The organism is Magnetospirillum gryphiswaldense MSR-1 v2 (assembly GCF_000513295.1).
Taxonomy (GTDB): Bacteria; Pseudomonadota; Alphaproteobacteria; order Rhodospirillales; family Magnetospirillaceae; genus Magnetospirillum; species Magnetospirillum gryphiswaldense.
The window spans coordinates 1925271-1949233 of record NC_023065.1 but is presented as its reverse complement, the minus strand read 5'-3'; the positions used below and the strand labels follow the sequence as shown (position 1 = coordinate 1949233).

The window sequence follows — 23963 nt, the reverse complement described above, 5'->3', positions numbered from 1 at the left end:
CTACCTCAGGGCCTTGAGCGGCGGGAACGTGTCCAGCATGTCGTTGTTGCCGCAATCGACCCGCAACCGGCCCGAAATCACCCCATGGCGCTGGTTGCATTGGACCAAGGTGCAGGCGCTGGCCTTGTCGCATTGGGCCATGGTCACGGCGGCGACCATGGAATCTAGGAAGCGGCCCTGGAAATAGTGGATGCCCTGGTTGAGCCCCCAGGTGATCGAGGTTTCGGTGTCGCAGCGGGCCAGGATGACGCGATGGAAGCCCAACGGACCAAGGGCGTGGTGCAATTCGGCGGTGACCACGTCGTCGGCCATGTCCTGGCTCCAGTTGATCTTGACGTAGTCGCAGTCGTAACGCTCGGCGTCCATGAACTGCAAGGTGATCGGGCTCATGCCGTCCAGCACGGTCTTGTGACCGCGCGCGCGCAGGTAATCGCGGGCGCGGAAGAAGCCGTCCAGATTGTTGAAGATGTCCACCAGTTGGAATTCCACCACCAGCCCGGCCTTGCCGCGAATGGCGGCCTCGAACTGGCGGAACATCTGGGTTTCGATGGTGGCCATATTGAGGTTGACGGAAAACGCGGTGGGCGTCTTGCGGAAGCCGGCATCTTGCAGCACCGACAACACCCGCAGGTCCAGCACCTGCGACAAATGTTGGAACAGCCAGCGATTGGCCAGGATATTGACGTCGGGGGCCAGGATCTTCTGCAGATCCATGATCGACATGTAGAATTCCTGAAACGCCACTTCCGCCGTCTGTTTTTCGGAAAAACGCACGCAGGGCTGGCGGCGGACGACGCCGGCGATATCGGTGACGCCGATGCGCTCGAGCACCTTGGTCAGGTTGCGGGCGTCCAGGGGCTGCACCGGCGCCGCGTTGCGGTTCTGGACCACACGCTTCTTCGCCTCGTTCAACAACTGGGCGCAGACGGCGAAGAAGGAATCGTACTCGCTTTCCAGGTCGTAGAAGGTGACGAAGCGATCTTCGCCATCCACCTCGGCATAGGTCAGCGGGTCTTTCGAGAACAAGGCGCGCAGCTTGTAGACGATGGCGTCCAGATCGGCCAGCCGGGCATCCTTGCAGATCAGCATGATGTCGTTGTTGGTCAACAGGAACATCTGGCCGCGGAACATGTCGACCATGGTCTCGAACATGCGGAAGGCGATGCGGATCTTCGCTTCCTCGCGGTTGGGCGGCAGCAGCCGCGACAGATGCAGATGCAGCGCCTGGCGCCCTTCACGGATGCGGCCCACGCGTTCGGCGGCGTCGTAGAGAAGGTTCTCCGACGTTACGATTTCCTGCGGTTTGTCCCCGAACGCGGTCGCGTTCATCTGTTCCCCATTCTGGCGAAACCGCCGGGACTGATCCGGCGGCGTTGTCCTTGCGCGTGTAAACGGGCAAAGTTCATTGGGGTCCAAAATACAACGACCCGGCTGGAGCGCCTAGAACGAAATGAACAGTCCTGAAGCTCAGGTCGATCCTTCCAACAATCCTTGCGTTCCTGTGGGGGCCTGCGTTTACGCCATTGGCGATATTCATGGCCGCGTCGATCTGTTGCGGGGACTGTTGGAACTGATTGCCGCCGATGTCGAGCGCCGTGCACCGGCGCGTCTGGCCCTGGTTTTTCTGGGCGATTTCATTGATCGCGGTCCGCACTCGCGCCAGGTGGTGGAGTGTCTGATGGCTGGTCCGCCGCCGGGACCGCTGGCGGCGGCGCAGTGGATTTGCCTGAAGGGCAACCATGAAGAAGTGATGCTGGATTTTCTCGATAATGTGGCGGTGGGCAGGGGGTGGTGCGCCTATGGCGGTCTGGATACCGTGCGCTCTTACGCCGCATCCCTGCCGGCGTCGGGGTGGGAACGTGATCTCAAGGCGGTGCAGGCCGTGTTGGCGCGCAACCTGCCGAAAGCGCATCGCGACTTCCTCGCCGGTCTGCCGGTCTGTCATCAGGAAGGGGATTACCTGTTCGTCCATGCCGGTATCCGGCCCGGCATCGCGCTCGAGCATCAGGACCCGGCGGATTTGCTGTGGATACGCCATGAATTTCTCGATGATGGGCGTTGGCATGGCAAGGTGGTGGTGCATGGTCACACCCCAACGCCAGAGCCTGAGGTGCGGCACAACCGTATCGGCATCGACACCCGCGCCTATGACAGCAATCGTCTGACCGCCCTGGTTCTGCACGGCGCATCGCGGGACTTCCTCCGCACCTGAAGGCATTTTTCTTGCAACCCTGCTGTCCTTGGGTTAGCTGACCGGTTGGACATCACGCGGGATCAATCCATGACCGAACTTTCTGTGCTGGCCGATCGGGTCGCCGGTTTGAAGGACAAGCCAGTGTTGTGCGTCGGCGACGCCATGCTGGATCGCTTCATCTATGGCGCGGTCGAGCGCATTTCACCCGAGGCGCCCATTCCGGTGCTGCGCATCGAGCGCGAGGCGGCCATGCTGGGCGGGGCCGGCAACGTGGTGCGCAATCTGGTGGCCTTGGGGGCGGTGCCCACCTTCGTCGCCGTGGTCGGCGACGACGATGCCGGGCGCGAAGTCGGGCGGCTGCTGGGCGACCATGCCGGCATCGACCCCTGTCTGGTGGTGGAAAGCCAGCGCCAGACCACCATCAAGACCCGCTTTTTCGCCTCGGCCCAGCAATTGCTGCGGGCCGACCGCGAGACCAGTCAGGCACTGGCGGCCACCAGCGTGCGTCAGGTGCTGGACCGGGCCGGTACCCTGATCGGGCGTTCGGGCGCGGTCGTGTTGTCCGATTACGGCAAGGGCGTCTTGTCGGTGCCGGTTCCGGCGGAACTGATCAAGGTGGCCAAGGAATGCGGCGTGCCGGTGGTGGTCGATCCCAAGGGCACGGATTACAGCCGCTATCGCGGCGCCACCGTGCTGACCCCCAATCGCAAGGAATTGTTCGAGGCCACCGGCATGAACGTGGCGGACGATGCCGGCATCGTCGCCGCCTGTCGCCACCTGATCACCTCTTGCGGCGTCGGCGCGGTGTTGGCCACCCGGTCGCAGGACGGTATGACCCTGGTGACCGATGACGGTCAGGTGCATCACCTGCCGGCCCAGGCGCGCGAGGTGTTCGACGTCTCGGGCGCCGGCGACACCGTGGTCGCCACCTTGGCCGCCGTGCTGGCCGCCGGCGGTTCGCTGCTGGACGGCGCGCGTCTGGCCAATGTCGCCGCCGGTATCGTCGTCGCCAAGGTCGGCACCGCCGTCGCCTATGCCGACGAGGTGGTCGCCGCCCTTCATCACGACGATTTGTGCCTGGGCGAGACCAAGGTTCTGGGGTGGGAGGGTGCTCGCGATCAGGTGGAAATCTGGCGCCGCAAGGGTGAAAGCGTCGGCTTCACCAATGGCTGCTTCGACCTGTTGCATCCCGGCCATATCTCGTTGCTGACCCAGGCGCGGGCGGCGTGCGACCGGCTGGTGGTGGGGCTGAACTCCGACGCCTCGGTCGCCCGCCTCAAGGGTCCGACCCGTCCGGTGCAGTCGGAAGCGGCCAGGGCCACCGTGCTGGCGTCGCTGTCCATGGTCGATATGGTGGTGATCTTCGGCGAGGACACGCCTTTGGAGCTGATCCGCCATTTGCGCCCCGATGTCCTGGTCAAGGGCGCCGATTACACGGTGGCGACCGTGGTGGGAGCCGATGACGTCATCGGTTGGGGCGGACGGGTGGTGCTGGCCAATCTGGTGGAAGGCCAAAGCACTACCAACACCATCAAGAAGATGAACGGGAAATAGACATGGCCGATTATCCTCACCTGACCCAATTGGGCCAGTCCGCGGCGCTGCCCGACGATCCCGAGGCGGCCCGGCTGGAAGTGGTGCCCAACCCCCATCCCGGCGATACTTATCTGGTGCGTTTCACCGCACCGGAATTCACCTCGTTGTGTCCGATCACCGGTCAGCCCGATTTCGCCCATCTGGTCATCGACTATGTTCCCGAAAACCATCTGGTGGAATCCAAGTCGCTGAAGCTGTTCCTGGGCAGTTTCCGCAACCATGGCGCCTTTCACGAGGCCTGCACGGTGATGATCGGCAAGCGGGTGGTCGACGCAACCAAACCCAAATGGCTGCGCATCGGTGGGTATTGGTATCCGCGCGGTGGTATTCCCATCGACGTGTTCTGGCAGACCGGGGCGCCGCCGGCTGGGCTGTGGCTGCCGGATCAGGGCGTCCCCCCCTATCGCGGCCGTGGCTAGGGAATGAAAGCCAAAATACGCGCCAAGGCCTTGGAATTGGGCTTCGACGCGGTTGGCTTCGCCCCCGCTGTCGCCGATCCGGCGTGGCGGGCGGCGCTTGATCAGTATGTAGCCGAGGGCCGCCACGGCGGCATGGGCTGGATGGCCGAGCGCATGGATCAGCGGGCCAGCCCGCAAGGCCTGTGGGCCGAAGTCCGCTCGGTGGTGACTTTAGGCAGCAATTACGCCCCGGCGGGCGATGCCCTGGCCCTGCTGGAGCAGGGTGATCGCGGCAATATCAGCGTCTATGCCCGCGGTAAGGATTACCACGACGTGGTGAAAAAGCGGCTGAAGGCGCTGGCCCGCTGGATGGTCGACAATCTGGGCGGCGACCTCAAGGTTTTCGTCGACACCGCCCCGGTGATGGAAAAGCCCATCGCCGCCCGTTCGGGTCTGGGCTGGCAGGGGCGGCACACCAATGTGGTGTCGCGCGATTTCGGCTCGTGGCTGTTCCTGGGGGAAATCTACACCACCTTGGACCTGCCGCCCGATCCGGTGCAGGCCGATCATTGCGGCTCGTGCCAGGCCTGTGTCGATGCCTGTCCGACCGGCGCCTTGGACGGGCAGGGGCGGATCGAGCCCCGGCGCTGCATTTCCTATCTGACCATCGAGTATCAGGGCGCCATCGACCCGGAATTGCGGTCACGCCTGGGCAACCGCATCTATGGCTGCGACGATTGCATGGCTGCCTGTCCGTGGAACAAGTTCGCCCCTGCCACCACCGATCCCGATTATTTGCCGCGCATGGAAATGCAGGCGCCGCGTCTGGACGATCTGGCGAGCTTGGATGATCCTGGTTTCCGCCAGGTGTTCGCCGGTTCACCGGTCAAGCGCATCGGCCTGGATCGGTTGCTGCGCAACGTCCTGGTGGCCATGGGCAACAGTGGTGATCGGCGATTGTTGCCGGCGGCGCGGGCCTTGCTGACACACCAAAATCCATCGGTGGCGGAAAGCGCATCGTGGGCTGTCGAAAAGTTGTCGTCTCCATAACGACGAAGGGCGACCGGTGGTCGCCCTTCGTCCACATCATGGGGAAGGCGGATCAGTCTTCAGCGGCAGCCAATGCGCGGGCCATCTGCGACAAGGCTTCCTGATGCTTTTCGTTCTGGATGCTCGAGAAATTGCGGGCCAGTTCCAGGCACATGCGCTGGCGGGCGGTCAGGTCGGTGGCCCGCTGGTTGTCCAGGCCTTCAAAGAAGTAGCTGACCGGAACCCCCAGAACCTGGGCGATTTCATACAGACGTCCGGCGGAAATGCGGTTGATGCCGCGTTCGTATTTGTGCGCCTGTTGATAGGTTACACCGATCAGATCGGCCATCTGCTGCTGAGACAGGCCCAGCATGATACGGCGCTCGCGGATGCGGGTGCCCACGTGGCGATCCGTATCATTGGCGCGATTGACCGGGCGTGAAATGGGGGGGGCTTTTTCTTCGGTCATGGGGCGTTACTGGCTTCGTTGCTGTGGCTGAATGAAAGTCATACTTGTTGTAACGGTGCTCTTTGACTGTGCAGTCCATAGTCTGAAAACCGATAACAGGCAATACGGGATATCTTGCTTATGACCTCATTGATATGAAGTCTGGAGTGAATGTAGAATTGCCAATTGTATATTTTGTTTAATTGTTTTTGCCGTCAAAACAACCTCGGGTGAAGAGGGCGTTCCAGGAAATGCTTTGCCCGAGCTGTGAACCAGCGCCCAGGTTGGTGTCGCTATGGGTATATGCGCCTTTGGGTGCGGTGATACCACTGTGGATATCCGAAATTCTACGCGGTCCGTGCGGATTTGTCTGAATTCACCGCGACGACGGTGCACCGAGGCGACCCAGATTGCCATCGGGGGGGACGAAGCACAGCAAGCCATTGCGCCAGGATGTTTGGGCGGTAACCCAGGGGGTTTTGGTGTCGGCTGCGGCCATATGAGCCGGACGGAACGGTTTGCCGAAATACCAGCCTTGGCCGCGCTTTACTTTAAGCAACTTCAACAGGTTTGCCGTTTCCGGGTCTTCCACGCATTCGGCGGTGGTGCTGATGCCCAATTCCGCGCACAGGCCGACGATGGCCTTGATGAACGAGACGCTTTCGCCGCTCCTGAGGGCATTCTTGATGTAAAGCCCGTCGATCTTGACGTGATCGACCTTGAGTTCGCGCAGGTAATGAAAAGCGGCGGCGCCGGCACCGAAATCATCGAGGCAGACCGGAAAGCCCTTGGCCCGGATTTCCTGCAACAGGGCATTGACGGCGGCCAGTTCGCCCATGGCCGCCGATTCGGTGATCTCGAACGATACCCTGCCGCGCAGGTCGGCGGCGCCGTCCAGCAGTCGACGCAATCGGCTGGTGCTGTCGGGCGAGGTCAGGGTGCGGCCCGACAGGTTGATGGCGAATTTCAAGGCGGGGTCCGAGGCCGGTCCCTGGCGCATCATGGCGAACATGCGCTCACACACCGCCAGATCGAACTGGCCGGCAAGGCCCATGCTTTCGGCGAAGGTGACGGTGTCGAACGGGGTGGCGTCGCTGTCGCCCAGCCGCACCAGACATTCCATGTGCTGGATGGTGTTGGTCCACAAATCGACGATGGGCTGGAACACCATGTGAAAGTCACCGCGCTCGATCAACCGGCGCAAGGCGCGCATGCGGGTCATGGCGTCGGACATGCGCGGTTGCAGGTCGGCGGACAGGGCGGCCAGGGTGCCGCCACCGCCATCGTTGATAAAACCGGTGACCGCGTGGGTCAGGGCGGCGGCGGCTTCCTCGGGCGAGGCGTCGGCCACGTCCAGGGTGATGGAATGGGTTTTGGCCAGCATGGGCGGGCCGTCCGGCACCGTCTGGCGGGCGATGTCATTGATGGCGGCGGAAATGTCGTCACGCACCAGATTAGAATCGTGCACCAAGCCATAGGTGGTGTCGTTGAACTGACCGGCGGTGTCGCCGCCGATGGAATGATCGCGTAAGTAGGCGCCGATGGCGGCGACCATGCTTTCCGTCTGTTCGGTGCCCGCCTGCTGGCGCAGGCGGGGGATTTCCGGCAAATCGATCATGGTCAGCACATAGGGGGCGTCGCTGCTGTCCTGGTCCAGCAGATGGCGGGTTCGGGCCTGAAAGCTGTCCTGATCCAAGAGGCCGCTTTGCGCCAGTCTTCGTTCCAAGGGCGCGCAACTGCAAGAAGAATGCCCCAGAACCACCAAAAGATGTGTGGAATCATCGGGACTACGATAGCCAGACAGCAGGCCGGGCGATACGCTGCCGTCCTGTTTGCGTAATGAAACCGACGAATTGCGCACACGCTCGCCCCGGGCCATGGTCGCCAGTGCGGCGGCGGCACGGCCATGGTCGGCGGGGGCGATCAAATCGTCAAGGCGCATGCCGGACAGCACGCGCGCCGGCCAGCCCAGCAAGGCGCGGGCGGCACCGACGGCGAAGAGCACTTGTCCATCCTTGTCGATTTCCAGCAACACATCGGCGGCGGCGAAGGCGAAAGCCACATAGATGTCCAGTCGCCGGGCATGGGCCGGGCGGCTCATGCCCGACCTCGGTGACTGGGCGGTGTGATCCTGGTTGTCGTGTGCATTATCTGCTCCCTCCCCACACATCCTGCGGTTGCCGCTTTTTGTGTTATCCGCACAGGCTGATAGGGCTGGGATAGATGTAATGCAAGGGAATAATCGCAAGTATTTATCGTCAAATTGATGACAATTTTATCTAAATTTTAGACGAATGGCCGATGTTTGAACAGTAAGTTCAAATATTAAATGGATATTAAACGCCCCTTATCCGATATGTGATCGGAGGGCTTTGTGCGCAATATTTCATCCATCGGCCTATACCGATGGTCATGCTTATGTCTGGTGTATGATTTGAGGGTCAGGCCATCAAATCCAGCACCCGCCCTGACGCCAGGCGGGGGAAGCCGGGATTTTGCACATTGTCCATGGCTTGGGTGGCCGCGGATTGGGGTTGCTGGGCATTGGCGCGGCCATAGGCGCCGATGCCGTTCAATCGGACCGAGGCGGCGCTGTCGGCGGTGCCATCGGCCTGGGTGAAGATCTTGGCGAGGAAATTGGTGAAGGCGCCCAGCAGGCCGTGCCCACCCCGGGCGCTTTTCTGCCGGACCGCCTGGGCGCCAAGGCCGCCGGTTTCATCGGCATCGATGGCAAACTGGCCGCCCCGATCCTCGACCGCCTCGGAATCCTGATTGGCGACCTTGTTGTCGCCGACCTGAAAGCGTTCCCTGGTCGGATCGGCGGGGCGCAAGGCGGCACTTGCCGTCGGCCTTATCTGCAAGGCGGCATTGCGCGGATCAAGCGGAGATGTGGTCAAATCGCCCAAAGGCGACCTCCTGCCACCGGATCGAAAACCATCGGCCAGCATAAGCCCGCAGGCTCACGCTGGGCAATGGGATCAAATTCAGGCGGAAGGGTTTACTTCTTCTTGGTCAGCGAGATGATCTGCTGCTGCAAGGCGACCATTTGCGCCTGCAATTCCTCAAGCCCCGGCGCGGCGGGCATCCTGGGCAAGCCGTCCTCGCCCAACTGGAAGAAGTTGGGGGTGAACATCTTCATGGCCGATTCGAAAAAGGCCATGTTCTGCTTGCCCATTTCCTCGATCTGGTTGAACGGGAACAGGCCGTCCAGGGCCTTTTCCATCACCGCGCGCATCTGCTGTTCGTTGGTGGCGAAGGACTGCATGGAATGTTCCAGGTAGCGCGGCACCAGCCCGCCCAGGGAATCGCCGTAAAAGCCGATCAACTGACGCAGGAAGCCGATGGGCAGCAGGTTCTGGCCGCCCTTGGATTCTTCCTCGACGATGATCTGGGTCAGCACCGAGCGGGTGATGTCCTCGCCCGACTTGGCATCGTAGACGACAAAGTCGGTCCCTTCCTTGACCATCTGCGCCAAGTGGTCCAGCGTGACATAGCTGGACGTCGCCGTGTTGTACAGGCGCCGGTTGGCGTATTTCTTGATGGTGATAGGCGCTTGGGCCGTGCTTTTGGTCTCGGACATCGTCGCTTCGCTTCCGCTGTTGGATTTTCATTCTATGCTATCAGAGTTTTCGCAATCGCGCCGAATGGCAAGAGATTTTTCATGGCGTTGCAACACGATGGGGTGTCGAGGCCCTGGTCAAAAACCCCCGCCGGGAGTATGGTGTGATCATGTCTGAAGCGCCGCCGGATTTCAGTTCGCTCGCGCGCCGTTACCTTGATCTGTGGCAGGAACAGGTGGCGGCCATGGCCAATGAACCGGCGCTGGCCGAGGCGCTCGCCCGTGGCATCGCCGCCATGACCGAAGGGGCGAACGCTTTTGTCCATGCGGCGAGTGCCGGTGCTGCCCCCGCCAGCGAGGTCCAGGTCCCGGATGCCCCATCGGCAAGCGCGCGAACCCCAAACGTCCCCCCCGGATCATCCGCGCCAGGGGCCGCGCCCGCTGCCGCTGCATCTGCTGGCCCATGCCACGACCCTGATGGGCTCACGCGCCGCCTTGCCGCTTTGGAAGAACGGGTCGCTGCCCTGGAATCCCAAGCTGGCGGCGAAGGCGGCGGAGTTGAAGGCAAGCCTCGACGCCGCCGGACCCGACGGGTGGAAATGTTTTGAAGACGCCATCGCCGCCGAAAGCCTGAGGCGCCATGAAGCGGTGCTGGATGGCGTCGCCCTTTACCGCCATCACCGCCATCACCGTGACCTGCCGGACATGCCGGTGTTGTGGCGCCAGGGCAGCACCCGGTTGCTGGATTACCGCCTGCCCGACAGCGCCGGTCCGCCGGTGCTGGTGGTGCCGTCGTTGATCAATCGCTGTTACATCCTTGACCTCAGCCGTCGCCGCTCGCTGGTCCGCGCCCTGGCGGCGCGCGGTCTGGCGCCGTTTCTGGTGGATTGGGACGCGCCGGGGGAAGCGGAACGGGATTTCACCCTGACCGATTACATCGCCGGTCGGCTTGATCGGATGCTCGACCATGTCATCGCCGTCACCGGGCAAAAACCGGCCTTGGCCGGCTATTGCATGGGCGGCGATCTGGCTTTGGCCCTGGCTTTGCGGCGCAGCGCCGACATCAAGGGCCTGGCCCTGCTGGCGACGCCGTGGAACTTTCATGCCGGGCGCGAGGCGCACGGCAAGCTGCTGCGTGCCCTGGGGCCGGGACTGGATGCCCTGATCAAGGTCACCGGGACTTTGCCGCTGGATATCCTGCAAGCCCTGTTCGCCTCGCTCGATCCGGGGCTGACGGCGCGCAAATTCGCCGCTTTCGCCCGGCTCAAGCGCCGCTCGGCCCGGGCGCGCGATTTCGTCGCCCTGGAGGATTGGGCCAATGACGGCGTCGATCTGGCCGGGCCGGTGGCACGGGAATGTCTGTCGGGCTGGTATGGCGACAACGATACCATGATGGGGCGCTGGCGGGTGGACGGCCATGTGGTCGATCCGGCCCGGCTGAATCTGCCGCTGCTGGCGCTGATCCCTGAACGTGACCGTATTGTTCCGCCCGAATCCGCTCTACCATTGGCTAGGGCGGTGCAAGGCGCGAAAACCATGATGGTCAAGGGCGGCCATGTGGGTATGCTGCTGTCGGCCCGCGCCGGCAGCGAGGTCTACACGCCGTTGGCCAATTGGCTGAAACGTTCCCTGTTGCAATGAATCGGTTGCGCGATGGTGCGCCGCCGTACTATGAAACTTACAGATTATTTTAAAAACAGTCCTGACAACGACCAATTATGTCCATCTGAAGGAGCAGCCTGTCATGACCGATATCGTTATCGTTTCCGCCGCCCGTACCCCCGTGGGCTCGTTCAGCGGTTCCCTTTCCGGCTATCAGGCTGCGCAGCTGGGCGAGATCGTCATCCGCGAAGTCCTGTCCCGCGCCAATGTCGCCGCCGACGACGTGTCGGAAGTGCTGATGGGACACATCCTGTCCGCCGGCAACGGCATGAACACCGCCCGTCAGGCGGCGTTGAAGGCCGGCCTGCCCATCGGTTCCACCGCCATGACCATCAATCAGGTCTGCGGTTCCGGCCTGCGCGCCGTCGCCTTGGGCATGCAGGCCATCCTGGCCGGCGATTCCAAGGTGGTGGTGGCCGGCGGCCATGAAAGCATGAGCAACTCGCAGCACGCCGGATACTTGCGCAGCGGCATCAAGATGGGGCCGATGGGCTTCGTCGATACCATGATCAATGACGGTCTGACCGACGTGTTCAACGCCTATCACATGGGCGTCACCGCCGAGAACGTGGCCAAGGAATACGGTATCACCCGCGAAGAGCAGGACGAATTCGCCGTCGCTTCCCAGAACAAGGCCGAAGCCGCCGTCAAGTCGGGCCGTTTCAAGGACGAAATCGTCCCGGTCAAGATCGTGGTGAAGAAGGAAGAAAAGCTGTTCGACACCGACGAATACATCCGTTCGGGCGCCACCGTCGAAGCCATGGCCAAGCTGAAGCCCGCCTTCGACAAGGCCGGCACCGTCACCGCCGGCAATGCCTCGGGCATCAATGACGGCGCGGCGGCGGTGCTGCTGATGACCGCCGAAGAAGCGGCCAAGCGCGGTCTCAAGCCCTTGGCCACGATCAAGAGCTGGGCTACCGCCGGTGTCGACCCCAAGGTCATGGGCATCGGCCCGGTGCCGGCGTCCAAGCTGGCCCTGGAAAAGGCCGGCTGGACCCATGAACAGCTCGACCTGATCGAAGCCAACGAAGCCTTCGCCTCCCAGGCCATCGCCGTCAACAAGGGCATGGGCTGGGATACCAGCAAGGTCAACGTCAATGGCGGCGCCATCGCCATCGGTCACCCCATCGGCGCCTCGGGCTGCCGCGTCCTGGTGTCGTTGATCCATGAAATGATCAAGCGCGACGCCAAGAAGGGCCTGGCCACCTTGTGCATCGGTGGCGGCATGGGCATCGCCATGTGCATCGAGCGGTAAGAACCGCACTCAATCGGGGAGCCGCGAGACCCGCCCGGCGGCTCCCCCTTCGACTACCGGGTGGAAACGAAAAAGCCGGACAAAAAACAGCCGGCCAAAGCAGAAAGACAGGAGATAACCATGGGGCGTGTTGCACTTGTTACCGGTGGTACCCGCGGTATTGGCCGTTGCATCTCTGAAACCCTGAAGGCCAACGGCTATCGCGTCGCCGCCAATTATTGCGGCAACGTCGAAGCGGCGCAGAAGTTCACCGAGGAAACCGGCATCACCAGCTATCGCTGGGACGTGTCCAATTATGCCGAATGTGAAGCCGCCGTCGCCAAGATCACCCAGGATATGGGCCCGATCGAAATCCTGGTGAACAATGCCGGCATCACCCGCGACGCCACCCTTCACCGCATGACCTACCAGATGTGGGAAGATGTGATTCACACCAACCTGACCAGCTGCTTCAACCTGGCCCGGCTGATGATCGAATCCATGCGCGAGCGCGGTTTCGGCCGTATCGTCAATATCGGCTCCATCAACGGTCAGGCCGGCCAGTACGGTCAGGTCAACTATGCCGCCGCCAAGTCGGGCATCCATGGCTTCACCAAGGCCCTGGCCCAGGAAGGCGCGGCCAAGAACATCACCGTCAACGCCATCGCCCCGGGCTATGTCGATACCGACATGGTCCGTTCGGTGCCGCCGGCGGTGCTGGAAAAGATCATCGCCAAGATCCCGGTGGGCCGTCTGGGCCGCGCCGACGATATCGCTCGCGGTGTGATGTTCCTGATCGCCGACAATGCCGATTTCGTTACCGGTTCGACCATTTCCATCAATGGCGGCCAGCACATGTACTAAGCCGATTTCGGCTTAGACCTGAACCCCCGCCCGGGCGACCGGGCGGGGGTTTTGTTTTGGTTATTGCTTCCAGCGCAAGGCCGCTTCGGCCACCCGGCGGCCCAGATGGGCGGCGGTGTCGCGGTCGGATTGCGGCGGTGTCGCCTCGGCCCCTTCATCGGCATTGGCCTGGGCCATGGCGCCCAGGAAGCTGCCCAGGCGGTTCAGATCATTGACGCTGCCCTTGGAATTGTTGTTGCCCGGCAGCAGGCCCAGGCTGACCCAGACCATGCCGTGCTGGGCGGCGAAAACCGACAATTGCTGCAAGGTCGCCAGCTTGTCGCCGCTTTGGCTGGCCGAAACGGTGAAGCCGGCGGCCAGCTTGTCTTGCCAGCCGCGCCCGTACCAGATCTTGGCGGTGGCATCCATGAAGGTTTTGAACGGCCCCGACACCGCCCCCATATAGGTGGGCGAGCCGAAGATGATGGCTTGGGCAGCGTCGATTTGCGGTTGATGCGCCTCGAATTCCTCGATGGGGATAAGGTGGACCTGGGTGTCGGCGACCTGGGCGGCGCCCTCGGCCACCGCCTTGGCGACCGCGGCGGTATGGCCATAACCGGAATGATAGAGGATGGCGATGCTGCTCATGACGTACTCCATGTAAGTGTGATGATTACGGTTACATTAAAAGGCAAAAATTAAGAACAGGCTTTGATGCCGGTGATCACTTCCGCCAGCAAGGTGGTGGACAAAACCGCTTCCCGTGCCGCCTCGGCCCGGTCGATGACCCGGCGCAACACCGGCTGAATGCCGCGCCCGACTGGGCATTTCTGATTGGGCGGCTGATTGTGCAGGGCCGGTTCGGTGTCTTCATCCACTGCCTGCTGGATATCCAGCAAGGTGATGGCCTCGGGCAATCGCGCCAGCACCGAGCCGCCATTGCTGCCCCTGATCGATGTCACCAACCCGGCCTTGGCCAGGGACGACAGCAGCCGACGGATGACCACCGGGTTGGTGTTGACGCTGCCGGCAATCCAATCCGAGGTCAAAGGCTGCCCGTCACTCATGCCCAGAAGGGTGCAGGTGTGAACGGCAACGGCGAAACGGCAATTCTTGCTCATGCCGTTATTCGTAACTGTAATTGTTTCTTATGTCAAGGGCGTTTGCGCCAGACCACGCTCAGATTGTTGGCGGGCATGGCGATGGTTTCCTGGTGGTCCAGTCCGGCTTCACGGGCCAGGGCGTCGACCGCTTCCAGGTCGCGCACACCCCATTGGGGATTGCGGGCACGCAGATCGGCGTCGAATGCGGCATTGGAAGGGGCGGTGTGAGTCCCGTTCACTTTGAACGGGCCATAGAGTGCCAGAATACCGTGGGGCGGCAGCACGTGGCCCGCCCCAGCCATCAGGCCTTGGCTGGTGGCCCAGGGCGAGATATGGACCATGTTGGCGCAGAACACCGCATCGGCGGACAAAAACGGCCAGGGGGCGGCCACGTCCAGATGCAGGGGCGGACGGATGCGGGTGCTCAAGCCTTGATCCTGGCGCCACGCCTCGATAGAGGACAGGCAATCGGCGTCGCCGTCGCTGGGCTGCCAGATTAACCCCGGCAGGTGCGAAGTGAACCAGCAGGCATGCTCACCACTACCCGAGGCGATTTCCAATACCACCCCTTCGGGTGGTAGCCATCGGCGTAGCACTTCCAGGATGGGGCCACGGTTTCGGCTGGTTGCAGGGTAATGGCGCTTCATGGGAAAATTATCCACTTCCGTATAAGGCTATTCCAAAGGGTAGGTGATTGTGAGTATAGTGCCGCCAGCCGCCGTCCCGAGACGGCGGCGGGAGATCGAACGAAGAGCGCATCTCCTCCTCTAGACTTCCGGGCGGGCCTTCAGGCTCGCCCATTTTTTTGCGCAAAAAAAGACCCCATCCGCTGGGATGGGGTCTGCATGGTCGGGTCTGGGTACCGCCTTACAGGCTGGAATTCACCCATTCCACCAGCTTGCTTTTCGGCAGGGCGCCGATCTTGGTGGCGGCGACCTGACCGCCCTTGAAGATCATCAGGGTGGGGATGCCGCGCACGCCGTACTTGCCCGGGGTGCCGGGGTTTTCGTCGATGTTGATCTTGGCGACGGTCAGCTTGCCTTCCAGATCCTTGGCCAGGTCTTCCAGGGCCGGGGCGATCTGGCGGCAGGGGCCGCACCATTCGGCCCAGAAATCCACCAGGACCGGGCCATCGGCCTTCAGAACCTCGGCCTCGAAAGTCTGGTCAGTCACATTCTTCATAACCGTCTTCCTTGCGTTCTGTTTGTCGTATCGGGGCTGTGATGCCGCCAGGGGTGTTGCGATCACTGTAGAAACGTGCAAGCGGGGCGTCAAGCGGCGCACCCGCTTCGGGTCTTCTGTCCTTACCCCAGATGGGGTGAGGATCGTCATTCGTCCAGGTGATTCCGCCTAAGGGATCAGACGAATTTTTTAGCGCACAGCTCTGAGATCACGTTCACGGCATAAAGATTTCTTTACGGCAATCCGCATGGAACGCTGATGCCCGATAGGGCTACCGATTGAGGTAGTGAAACCTTGATCGGAGCAACGGTCATGTTCGACCTTGTCTTTCTCGCAGCCATGCTTGGGCTGTTCGCGCTGGGCGGCTTGTTCGTCCGCGCCATCGAACGGTTGTAGGGCGTCGCCATGACCGACGACCTCATCCTGGGCGCGCTGGTCGCGCTGATTCTGCTGGGCTATCTGGGCTTTGCCCTGATCCGCCCCGAACGCTTTTGACGGAGGCCGGCTATGGACTCCAACGGCATTCTGCAAATCCTGATCTATATCCTGCTGATCGTGGCGGTGACGCCGCTGCTGGGCGGCTTCATGGCCCGTCTGTTCGGCGGTGAGCGTGTCTTGCTGTCGCCGGTCCTGGGACCGATCGAACGCAGCCTTTATAAAATCTGCGGCGTCAATGCCGCGCGCGAGCAGCATTGGGCCGCCTATGCCCTGTCGCTGCTGATGTTCAACCTGGCCGGTGTCTTGGTCCTGTACGGCTTGCAGCGCTTGCAGGCGCATCTGCCGTTCAACCCGGCGGCCATGGCGGCGATTGCTCCCGATCTGGCCTTCAACACCGCCATCAGCTTCGTCACCAACACCAATTGGCAGGCCTATGGCGGCGAAACCGCCATGAGTTATCTGGTGCAGATGGCCGGCTTCACCGTGCAGAACTTCGTTTCCGCCGCCACCGGCATCGCCGTCGCCGTCGCATTGATCCGCGGTTTCGCCCGCAATGGGGCCAAGAGTATCGGCAATTTTTACGTGGATCTGACCCGGGCGGTCTTGTACCTGCTGCTGCCCTTGTGCGTCGTCGGCGCCCTGGTGCTGGTGTGGCAGGGCGTGCCGCAGAACCTGTCGACCTATGTGGAGGCGACCACGCTGGAAGGCGGGGCCCAGGTCATCGCCCAAGGGCCGGTGGCGTCGCAGATGATGATCAAGCATCTGGGCACCAATGGCGGCGGTTTCTTCAACGCCAATGCCGCCCATCCCTATGAAAACCCCACCGCCTTGGTCAATCTGCTGCACATGGTGGCCATTTTCGCCATCGGTGCCGGCCTGACCAACACCTTTGGCCGCATGGTCGGTGACCAGCGCCAGGGTTGGGCCATCCTGGGGGCCATGGGGGTGCTGTTCGTCATCGGCGTGGCCATGGCCTATTGGGCCGAGGCTCAGGCCAATCCGGCCCTGGTCCAGGCCGGGGCGGAAGCGGTGGGCAGTCTGGAAGGCAAGGAAGTCCGTTTCGGCACCGCGCTTTCGGCCCTGTTCGCGGTGATCACCACCGCCGCCAGCTGCGGCGCCGTCAACGCCATGCATGACAGCCTGATGCCGCTGGCCGGCATGGTGCCGCTGGTCAACATGATGCTGGGCGAGATCGTCGTCGGCGGCGTCGGCGCTGGTTTCTACGGGATGATGGTCTTCGTCATCCTGACGGTGTTCATCGCCGGTCTGATGGTCGGACGCACGCCGGAATACCTGGGCAAGAAGATCGAGGCGCGCGAGGTCAAGCTGGCCATCATCGCCATGCTGGTCTTCCCCCTGGGCGTCTTGGGGCTGGGGGCGGTGGGGTTGCTGGCCGGGTCGGGCTCGATCCCCGCCGGCGGCCCGCACGGATTGTCGGAAGTGCTCTACGCCTATACCTCGGCCACCGCCAATAACGGCTCGGCCTTCGGCGGCTTCGGCGCCAACACCTTGTTGCACAACGTGTTGTTGGCTTTGGCCATGTGGTTTGGCCGTTTCGTCGTCATCCTGGCCCTGCTGGCCGTCGCCGGGTCGGTGGCGGCGAAGCGGACCGTTCCGCCGTCCAGCGGCACCTTTCCCACTCAGGGCGGCCTGTTCGTCGGCCTGCTGGTCGGTGTCATCGTCGTGGTCGGCGGCCTGACCTTCTTCCCCGTTCTGGCCCTGGGGCCCATCGTCGAGCACCTGCTGCTTGGCGCCGGCACTCTGTTCTAGGGAAATCACATCATGAGCATCCATCGTCGCCAAGCCCAAGCCCTGTTCGACCGCGCCCTGATGGGCCAGGCGGCCAGGGAGGCGCTGGTCAAGTTGAACCCCCGCCACCTGTTCCGCAACCCGGTGATGTTCGCCACCGTCGTGGTGGCGGTGCTGTCCACCATCCTGACCCTGCGCGATTGGGGCAGCGCCCATATGGCGGTCATGGCGCAGATTTCCTTGTGGCTGTGGTTCACCGTCCTTTTCGCCAATTTCGCCGAAGCGGTGGCCGAGGGCCGCGGCAAGGCCCAGGCTTCGGCCCTGCGCGGCGCCCGCAGCGGTACCATGGCGCGCAAGCTGGCCTCGGCCAACGGTGACACGGCGCAATTGGTGCCCGCTGAAACCCTGCGCATCAATGATCTGGTCCTGTGCGAGGCCGGCGACACCATCCCCGGTGACGGCGACGTGGTGTCGGGCATCGCCACCGTGGACGAAAGCGCCATCACCGGCGAATCCGCCCCGGTGATCCGCGAATCGGGCGGTGACCGTTCGGCGGTGACCGGCGGCACCCGCGTGGTGTCGGATCGCATCGTCGTCCGCATCAGCGCCGATCCCGGCCAGTCCTTCCTTGACCGCATGATCGCCCTGGTGGAAGGGGCCAAGCGGCAGAAGACCCCCAATGAAATCGCTCTGTCCATCCTGCTGGTGGGGCTCAGCCTGATCTTCCTGATCGTCGTCGCCACCTTGCCGGCCTTCGCTTCGTGGTCGGCCAGCGCCATCCCGGTGGTGTTCCTGCTGGCCTTGTTCGTGACGTTGATCCCCACCACCATCGGCGGCCTGCTGTCGGCCATCGGCATCGCCGGCATGGACCGGCTGGTCAAATTCAACGTCATCGCCAAGTCGGGCCGTTCGGTCGAGGCGGCGGGGGATATCGACGTCCTGCTGCTGGACAAGACCGGCACCATCACCTTGGGGGCGCGTCAGGCGGCGGAATTCCTGCCGCTGTCCAACGTGTCGGAACGCGATCTGGCCGAGGCCGCTTTCCTGTCGTCGCTGGCCGACGACACGCCGGAAGGCAAATCCATCGTCGTGCTGGCGCGCAACCGCTTCGGCCTGACCGAGCCGGTGGGCATGGACATGGTGTTCACGGCGTTTTCCGCCCATACCCGCATGAGCGGCGCCAATCTGGGCGGCAGCGAGATCCGCAAGGGCGCCAGCGACGCGCTGACCGCCTACGCCGTCGAAAAATCGGGCCGCACTCCGCCCAAGGATCTGGCCCAGATCGTGGAAAAGGTGGCCAAGGCCGGCGGGACGCCGCTGGTGGTGGCCCGCGACGGCTGCCTGCTGGGCGTCATTCACCTGAAGGACATCATCAAGCCCGGTATCCGCGACCGTTTCGCCACCTTGCGGGCCATGGGCATCAAGACGGTGATGGTCACCGGCGACAACCCGCTGACGGCGGCGGCCATCGCGGCGGAAGCCGGCGTCGACGACTTCCTGGCCGAAGCCACTCCGGAAAAGAAGCTGGAATTGATCCGCGATTATCAGAAGGGCGGGCGTCTGGTGGCCATGTGCGGCGACGGCTCCAACGACGCCCCCGCCTTGGCCCAGGCCGATGTGGGGGTGGCCATGAACACCGGCACCCAGGCGGCGCGCGAGGCCGGCAACATGGTCGATCTGGAAAGCGACCCGACCAAGCTGATCGAGATCGTCATGATCGGCAAACAATTGCTGATGAGCCGGGGCGCCTTGACCACCTTTTCCATCGCCAACGACGTCGCCAAGTATTTCGCCATCATCCCGGCGCTGTTCCTGGCCTCGTATCCGCAATTGCAGGCCCTGAACATCATGGGGCTATCCAGCCCGCAAAGCGCCATCCTGGCCGCCATCATCTTCAACGCGCTGATCATCATCGCCTTGATCCCGCTGGCCCTGAAAGGGGTGGCCTATCGTCCGGCCAGCGCCGCCACGCTGCTCAAACGCAATCTGTTGATCTATGGCCTCGGTGGTCTGGTGGTCCCGTTCGTCGGCATCAAGCTGATCGACATGGCCGTCACCGCCCTTGGCCTCGCCTGATCGGAGAGACATCATGATCAAGGAACTTCGTCCCGCTTTGTCGTTGCTGCTGATGTTGACGGCGCTTACCGGCCTGGCCTATCCGCTGGCGGTCACCGGTCTGGCGCAACTGGTCTTTCCCTGGCAGGCCCAGGGCAGCCTGATCGAACGAGACGGCCATGTGGTCGGTTCGGCCCTGATCGGGCAAAGCTTCAGCGGTCCCGGCTATTTCCATGGCCGTCCCTCGGCCACTGCCGATCAGCCTTATAATGCCGCCAATTCCATGGGCAGCAATCTGGCCCCCAGTGCGCGGGCCTTGGCCGACGGGGTGACGGCGGCGGTACAGGCGGCCAGGGCCGGCAATCCCGGCACCAAGGGGCCGGTGCCCATGGATCTGGTCACCGCCTCGGCCAGCGGTCTTGACCCCCATATCAGCCCGGCGGCGGCCCGTTTTCAGGTCAAGCGGGTGGCGAAGGCCCGCCAAGTGACGGAAGACGAAATCGAGGCGGTGCTGGCCGCCCTGACCGAGGGGCGGGAATTGGCCATCCTGGGCGAGGCCCGGGTCAATGTGCTGATGCTCAATCTGGCGCTGGACCAACGCTGGCCGATCAGATGAAGTATAAGCCATGAACGACGACCGTCACGACCGTCCGTCCCCCGATGCGCTTCTGGCCGAGGCGCAAAAGGAGAGCCGCGGCCATCTCAAGATTTTCCTGGGGGCGGCGCCCGGTGTCGGCAAGACCTACGCCATGCTGGAAACCGCCCATGAGCGCCGGCGCGAGGGGATTGACGTCGTCGCCGGCATCATCGAGACCCATGACCGGCGCGAAACCGAGGCGTTGCTGGCCGATCTGGACATCTTGCCGCCGCGTCTGGCCGAATATCGCGGGCGAAGTTTCCGCGAGATGGATTTGGACGGCCTGTTGCGCCGCCGCCCGCGCATCGCCCTGGTGGACGAACTGGCCCACAGCAATATCCCCGGTTCGCGCCACCTCAAGCGCTGGCAGGATGTGGAGGAATTGCTGGCCGCCGGCATCGACGTCTATTCGACCCTGAACATCCAGCATCTGGAATCCATCAACGACATCGTCGAGCAGATTTCCGGCGTCAAGGTGCGCGAAACCCTGCCCGACAGCGTTCTGGCCACCGCCGACGAGATCGAACTGATCGACCTGCCGCCCCAGGACCTGATCAAGCGGCTGGAAGAGGGCAAGGTCTATGTGCCGGAACAGGCGCGGCGGGCGGTGCACTCGTTCTTCTCGCCCGGCAACCTGACCGCCTTGCGCGAATTGGCCTTGCGCCACGCCGCCGAGCGGGTCGACCGCCAGATGGTCGATTACATGCGGGCCCATGCCATTCCCGGTCCGTGGCCGGCGCGCGAACGTATCTTGGTCTGCATCGACGAACGGGTCGATGCCGAGCGGCTGGTCCGCACCGCCAAGCGCTCGGCGGAACGCCGCGGTGCCGCCTGGGTGGCGGTGACGGTGGAAACACCGGCGGCGCACGGTTTGCCGGAAGCGGCCAAGGACCGCATCGACGCCGCCTTGCGGCTGGCGGCGCAGATGGGCGGCGATACCGTGACCTTGCATGGCGACGACGTGGGCGAGTGCGTCTTGTCCTATGCGCGCGAGCACAATTGCACCCAGATCGTGGTGGGGCGCGCCCGCAAGGCCGGTTGGCTGCGGCGGTGGTCGCGATCGGTGACCGACGATCTGATCAGCCGCGCCGGAGACTTTACCGTGGTGCTGGTCGGCGGCGAGGACGAGACCAGACCAAAACCCGCCCGTCCCGCCGTCAACAAGACGGATGACACTTGGCTGCACCTGGGCTTGGGCTATGCCGTCGCTTTATTGGCGACGGCTGCGGCCACCGGATTGGGCTTTGTCATCCATCCTTGGCTGCCCATCGCCAATATCTCGGTGGGCTATTTGCTGGCGGTGATGATCGTCGCCATGAAATCCGGCCTGCGTCCCGGTATCCTGGCTTCGGCGGCCAGTTTCCTCGCCTTCAATTTCTTCTTCACCGAACCGCGTTTCACCTTCGCCATCACCGACACTCAGAACATCGTTACCGTGGTGTTCTTCCTGATCGCCGCCTTCATCATCAGCAACATGGCGGCGCGGCTGCGCGACCAGATCCGGGCCACGCGGGAAAGCGCGCGACGCACCGGCAATCTCTATGATTTCGGCCGCAAGATATCGGCGGCGGCCACCCAGGACGACGTGCTGTGGGCGGTGGTTCATCACGTATCGGCGACCATTCACGGCAAGTCCCTGGTGCTGCTGCCGGGCGAGGCGGGATTGTCCATCGCCGCCGGCTATCCGCCCGAGGACCAGATCGACGACAAATCCGCCGGTGCCGCCGACTGGGCCTGGAGCCATGGCAAGATCGCCGGGCGCGGCTCGGCCACCTTGCCCGCCGCCCAATGGCTGTTCCTGCCGTTGAAGACCGGGCGCGGCCCGGTCGGGGTGCTGGGCGTGCAGATGACCGAAGACGCCGATCTGCCGTCGCCGGGGCAGATGCGTCTGCTGGAAACCCTGGCCGATCAGGCGGCGGTGGCCATCGAGCGCACCACCATGGTGGCCGACATCGAAACCGCCCGTGTCGCCACCGAGCGCGAGCGTCTGCGCGCCGCCTTGCTGTCGTCGCTGTCGCACGATCTGCGCACGCCCTTGGTGTCGATCATGGGGGCGGCCAGTTCGCTGATCGCCTATGACGACAAACTGGATGCCGACGGGCGCCGCGATCTGGCCCAGACCATCCAGGACGAGGCCGAGCGGCTGAACCGCTTCGTCCAGAATCTGCTGGACATGACCCGGCTGGGATCGGGGGCGCTGAAGCCCAGGGTGGATTGGGTGGATTTGCGCGATGTGGTGACGGCGGCGGTCAAGCGCACCGAGCGGCTGGCCCGGCGCCACGCCATCAAGGTCGACATCGCCCCGGATACGCCGCTGCTGTGCCTGGATGCGGTGCTGATGGAGCAGGTGATCTTCAATCTGCTGGACAATGCCTGCAAATACGCCCCGCCCGGATCGCCGGTCAAGGTGTGGGCCAAGCGTACCGCCGACCATATCGCCATCGAGGTGGCCGATCAGGGACCGGGCATCCCGCCCGAGGACCGCGAAAAGGTGTTCGACATGTTCTATCGGGTCAGGGCCGCCGACACGCAAGAGGCCGGTACCGGGCTTGGCTTGGCCATCTGTCGCGGCATCGTCGAGGCCCATGGCGGCACCATCAAGGCCGAGCCGGGTTTGCATGGGGCGGGAACCTGCATCATCATCCATCTGCCGCCGCCGCCCGATCTTGACCTTGATGGCAAAGGAAATCCGTGATGCCCCGTATCCTGGTCATCGACGATGAGCCGCAGATCCGCAAGTTCATGCGCATCTCGCTCACCGCCAACGGCTACGAGGTGTCGGAGGCGGACTGCGCCCAAACCGGCATCGAGGCGGCGCGCGGTCAAAACCCCGATCTGCTGATCCTGGACCTGGGCTTGCCCGACCAGGACGGGCAAGAGGTGATCAGCGCCGTCCGCGATTTTTCCGCCATGCCCATCATCGTGCTGTCGGTGCGGGCGGGGGAATTGGACAAGGTCGAGGCCCTGGACCGCGGCGCCAACGATTATGTGGTCAAACCCTTCGGCGTCGCCGAGTTGATGGCTCGGGTCCGGGCGGTACTGCGCCAGCATGGCGCCAAGGACGATGCCGGCGAGGTGGTCGAGGTCGGCGCCATTCGCATCGATCTGGCCCGGCGACTGGTGAGCCGCGACGGCGCCCCAGTGCATCTGTCGAAGAAGGAATGGGACTTGCTGGAGCATCTGGCGCGCAGCCCCGACCATGTGCTGACCCATCGGGAAATCCTGAAACAGGTGTGGGGGCCGGCTCATACCGACGACACCGCCTATTTGCGGGTTTACGTCAACCAATTGCGCCAGAAGCTGGAAACCGATCCGACCCAGCCCGCCCTGATCATCACCGAAGCGGGGGTCGGTTACCGGCTTAAAGCCTGACCCCTTACTAATGGTTCCTTATCAATACCTCGGTGCAGTAGGATCACCGCACAATTGACGAGGATGATGATGGACAACGAGATGAAGTGCCCCAAATGCGGTTCCGAACACGTTTATCAGGATGCCAGCCTTTGGGTTTGCCCCGAATGCGCCCATGAATGGGCCGAGGGCGAGGCCGCCGAAAGCGATGCGGGCGGCGTGGTCAAGGACGCCAACGGCAATGTGTTGAGCGACGGTGACACCGTCAGCGTGATCAAGGATCTCAAGGTCAAGGGATCGTCGCTGGTGGTCAAGGGCGGCACCAAGGTCAAGGGCATCCGGCTGGTGGACGCCACCGACGGCCACAATATCGCCTGCAAGATCGACGGTATCGGCGCCATGAACCTGAAGTCGGAATTCGTGAAGAAGGTCTGAGCCGTCGCCCGCGATGGTGCCCCCAGGCTTTGGGGCATCATCGCGGGCGG

The 23963-nt window shown here is 63.2% G+C and carries 24 protein-coding genes; 14 read left to right on the top strand and 10 right to left on the bottom strand.

The window, feature by feature from the left end; genetic code table 11:
* Complete coding sequence (locus MGMSRV2_RS09220; RefSeq protein ID WP_024080081.1) at nucleotides 1-1329, bottom strand: hypothetical protein; 1329 nt, start codon at nucleotides 1327-1329, stop codon at nucleotides 1-3.
* A gap of 121 nt (nucleotides 1330-1450) precedes the next feature.
* Between MGMSRV2_RS09220 and MGMSRV2_RS09215 the strand changes: the two genes are divergently transcribed.
* The 4 genes from MGMSRV2_RS09215 (at nucleotide 1451) to queG (ending at nucleotide 5238) form a co-directional block, all read left to right on the top strand.
* On the top strand, nucleotides 1451-2212 hold the full coding sequence (locus tag MGMSRV2_RS09215) for a metallophosphoesterase family protein (protein WP_024080080.1): 762 nt from the start codon (nucleotides 1451-1453) through the stop codon (nucleotides 2210-2212).
* 69 nt (nucleotides 2213-2281) lie between these two features.
* The gene (rfaE1, locus tag MGMSRV2_RS09210; protein ID WP_024080079.1) at nucleotides 2282-3748 is read left to right on the top strand and encodes a D-glycero-beta-D-manno-heptose-7-phosphate kinase; all 1467 of its coding nucleotides are present in this window, start codon (nucleotides 2282-2284) and stop codon (nucleotides 3746-3748) included.
* 2 nt (nucleotides 3749-3750) lie between these two features.
* Nucleotides 3751-4209 carry a preQ(1) synthase gene (gene queF, locus MGMSRV2_RS09205; RefSeq protein ID WP_024080078.1) on the top strand — a complete coding sequence of 153 codons (459 nt, stop codon included), beginning with the start codon at nucleotides 3751-3753 and terminating at the stop codon, nucleotides 4207-4209.
* Between the two features lie 3 nt (nucleotides 4210-4212).
* Complete coding sequence (gene queG / locus MGMSRV2_RS09200) at nucleotides 4213-5238, top strand: tRNA epoxyqueuosine(34) reductase QueG (protein WP_024080077.1); 1026 nt, start codon at nucleotides 4213-4215, stop codon at nucleotides 5236-5238.
* Nucleotides 5239-5290: 52 nt separating this feature from the next.
* On the opposite strand, the gene MGMSRV2_RS09195 is transcribed toward queG, so the two are convergent.
* The 5 genes from MGMSRV2_RS09195 to MGMSRV2_RS21010 form a co-directional block, all read right to left on the bottom strand.
* The gene (locus MGMSRV2_RS09195) at nucleotides 5291-5686 is read right to left on the bottom strand and encodes a helix-turn-helix domain-containing protein (RefSeq protein WP_024080076.1); all 396 of its coding nucleotides are present in this window, start codon (nucleotides 5684-5686) and stop codon (nucleotides 5291-5293) included.
* Between the two features lie 355 nt (nucleotides 5687-6041).
* Complete coding sequence (locus MGMSRV2_RS09190; RefSeq protein ID WP_024080075.1) at nucleotides 6042-7766, bottom strand: EAL domain-containing protein; 1725 nt, start codon at nucleotides 7764-7766, stop codon at nucleotides 6042-6044.
* Nucleotides 7767-8106: 340 nt separating this feature from the next.
* Complete coding sequence (locus tag MGMSRV2_RS09185; protein ID WP_024080074.1) at nucleotides 8107-8571, bottom strand: hypothetical protein; 465 nt, start codon at nucleotides 8569-8571, stop codon at nucleotides 8107-8109.
* 92 nt (nucleotides 8572-8663) lie between these two features.
* Nucleotides 8664-9245 carry a polyhydroxyalkanoate synthesis repressor PhaR gene (gene phaR, locus MGMSRV2_RS09180; protein ID WP_024080073.1) on the bottom strand — a complete coding sequence of 194 codons (582 nt, stop codon included), beginning with the start codon at nucleotides 9243-9245 and terminating at the stop codon, nucleotides 8664-8666.
* A gap of 32 nt (nucleotides 9246-9277) precedes the next feature.
* A complete protein-coding gene (locus tag MGMSRV2_RS21010) occupies nucleotides 9278-9550 on the bottom strand; it encodes a hypothetical protein (RefSeq protein ID WP_144084284.1) in 273 nt (90 codons plus the stop codon).
* Nucleotides 9551-9596: 46 nt separating this feature from the next.
* On the opposite strand from MGMSRV2_RS21010, the gene MGMSRV2_RS09175 reads away from it, so the two are divergent.
* The 3 genes from MGMSRV2_RS09175 (at nucleotide 9597) to phbB (ending at nucleotide 12984) form a co-directional block, all read left to right on the top strand.
* Nucleotides 9597-10865, top strand: coding sequence for an alpha/beta fold hydrolase (locus tag MGMSRV2_RS09175; RefSeq protein ID WP_052588911.1), 1269 nt, complete (start codon nucleotides 9597-9599; stop codon nucleotides 10863-10865).
* Nucleotides 10866-10968: 103 nt separating this feature from the next.
* On the top strand, nucleotides 10969-12141 hold the full coding sequence (locus MGMSRV2_RS09170) for an acetyl-CoA C-acetyltransferase (protein ID WP_024080070.1): 1173 nt from the start codon (nucleotides 10969-10971) through the stop codon (nucleotides 12139-12141).
* 120 nt (nucleotides 12142-12261) lie between these two features.
* Nucleotides 12262-12984 (top strand): acetoacetyl-CoA reductase, encoded by a 723-nt coding sequence (gene phbB / locus MGMSRV2_RS09165; protein WP_024080069.1) that lies wholly within the window; start codon nucleotides 12262-12264, stop codon nucleotides 12982-12984.
* A 60-nt stretch (nucleotides 12985-13044) separates the two neighbouring features.
* Here phbB and MGMSRV2_RS09160 read toward each other — a convergent pair whose 3' ends face one another.
* The 4 genes from MGMSRV2_RS09160 to trxA all read right to left on the bottom strand — a co-directional run bounded on the left by MGMSRV2_RS09160 (nucleotide 13045) and on the right by trxA (nucleotide 15299).
* Complete coding sequence (locus MGMSRV2_RS09160) at nucleotides 13045-13611, bottom strand: flavodoxin family protein (protein ID WP_024080068.1); 567 nt, start codon at nucleotides 13609-13611, stop codon at nucleotides 13045-13047.
* 50 nt (nucleotides 13612-13661) lie between these two features.
* Nucleotides 13662-14084 carry an Rrf2 family transcriptional regulator gene (locus tag MGMSRV2_RS09155; protein ID WP_024080067.1) on the bottom strand — a complete coding sequence of 141 codons (423 nt, stop codon included), beginning with the start codon at nucleotides 14082-14084 and terminating at the stop codon, nucleotides 13662-13664.
* Nucleotides 14085-14116: 32 nt separating this feature from the next.
* Nucleotides 14117-14713: a DUF938 domain-containing protein gene (locus MGMSRV2_RS09150; protein ID WP_024080066.1), complete on the bottom strand. Its 597-nt coding sequence runs from the start codon at nucleotides 14711-14713 to the stop codon at nucleotides 14117-14119.
* 220 nt (nucleotides 14714-14933) lie between these two features.
* Nucleotides 14934-15299 carry a thioredoxin TrxA gene (trxA, locus tag MGMSRV2_RS09145; protein ID WP_277911696.1) on the bottom strand — a complete coding sequence of 122 codons (366 nt, stop codon included), beginning with the start codon at nucleotides 15297-15299 and terminating at the stop codon, nucleotides 14934-14936.
* Between the two features lie 354 nt (nucleotides 15300-15653).
* On the opposite strand from trxA, the gene kdpF reads away from it, so the two are divergent.
* The 7 genes from kdpF (at nucleotide 15654) to MGMSRV2_RS09110 (ending at nucleotide 23913) form a co-directional block, all read left to right on the top strand.
* Nucleotides 15654-15743 carry a K(+)-transporting ATPase subunit F gene (gene kdpF, locus MGMSRV2_RS09140; RefSeq protein ID WP_024080063.1) on the top strand — a complete coding sequence of 30 codons (90 nt, stop codon included), beginning with the start codon at nucleotides 15654-15656 and terminating at the stop codon, nucleotides 15741-15743.
* Nucleotides 15744-15755: 12 nt separating this feature from the next.
* Nucleotides 15756-17456 (top strand): potassium-transporting ATPase subunit KdpA, encoded by a 1701-nt coding sequence (gene kdpA, locus MGMSRV2_RS09135; RefSeq protein WP_024080062.1) that lies wholly within the window; start codon nucleotides 15756-15758, stop codon nucleotides 17454-17456.
* Between the two features lie 12 nt (nucleotides 17457-17468).
* Complete coding sequence (gene kdpB / locus MGMSRV2_RS09130; RefSeq protein WP_024080061.1) at nucleotides 17469-19511, top strand: potassium-transporting ATPase subunit KdpB; 2043 nt, start codon at nucleotides 17469-17471, stop codon at nucleotides 19509-19511.
* 13 nt (nucleotides 19512-19524) lie between these two features.
* A complete protein-coding gene (kdpC, locus tag MGMSRV2_RS09125; protein ID WP_024080060.1) occupies nucleotides 19525-20106 on the top strand; it encodes a potassium-transporting ATPase subunit KdpC in 582 nt (193 codons plus the stop codon).
* A gap of 10 nt (nucleotides 20107-20116) precedes the next feature.
* Nucleotides 20117-22822, top strand: coding sequence for a sensor histidine kinase (locus MGMSRV2_RS09120; protein ID WP_024080059.1), 2706 nt, complete (start codon nucleotides 20117-20119; stop codon nucleotides 22820-22822).
* Nucleotides 22822-23499, top strand: a complete 678-nt coding sequence (locus MGMSRV2_RS09115; protein ID WP_041633542.1) for a response regulator — start codon at nucleotides 22822-22824, stop codon at nucleotides 23497-23499. The genes MGMSRV2_RS09120 and MGMSRV2_RS09115 overlap by 1 nt, the downstream gene beginning before the upstream one ends.
* 69 nt (nucleotides 23500-23568) lie before the next feature.
* A complete protein-coding gene (locus MGMSRV2_RS09110; RefSeq protein WP_024080057.1) occupies nucleotides 23569-23913 on the top strand; it encodes a zinc ribbon domain-containing protein YjdM in 345 nt (114 codons plus the stop codon).
* The last annotated feature ends 50 nt before the right edge of the window (nucleotides 23914-23963 follow it).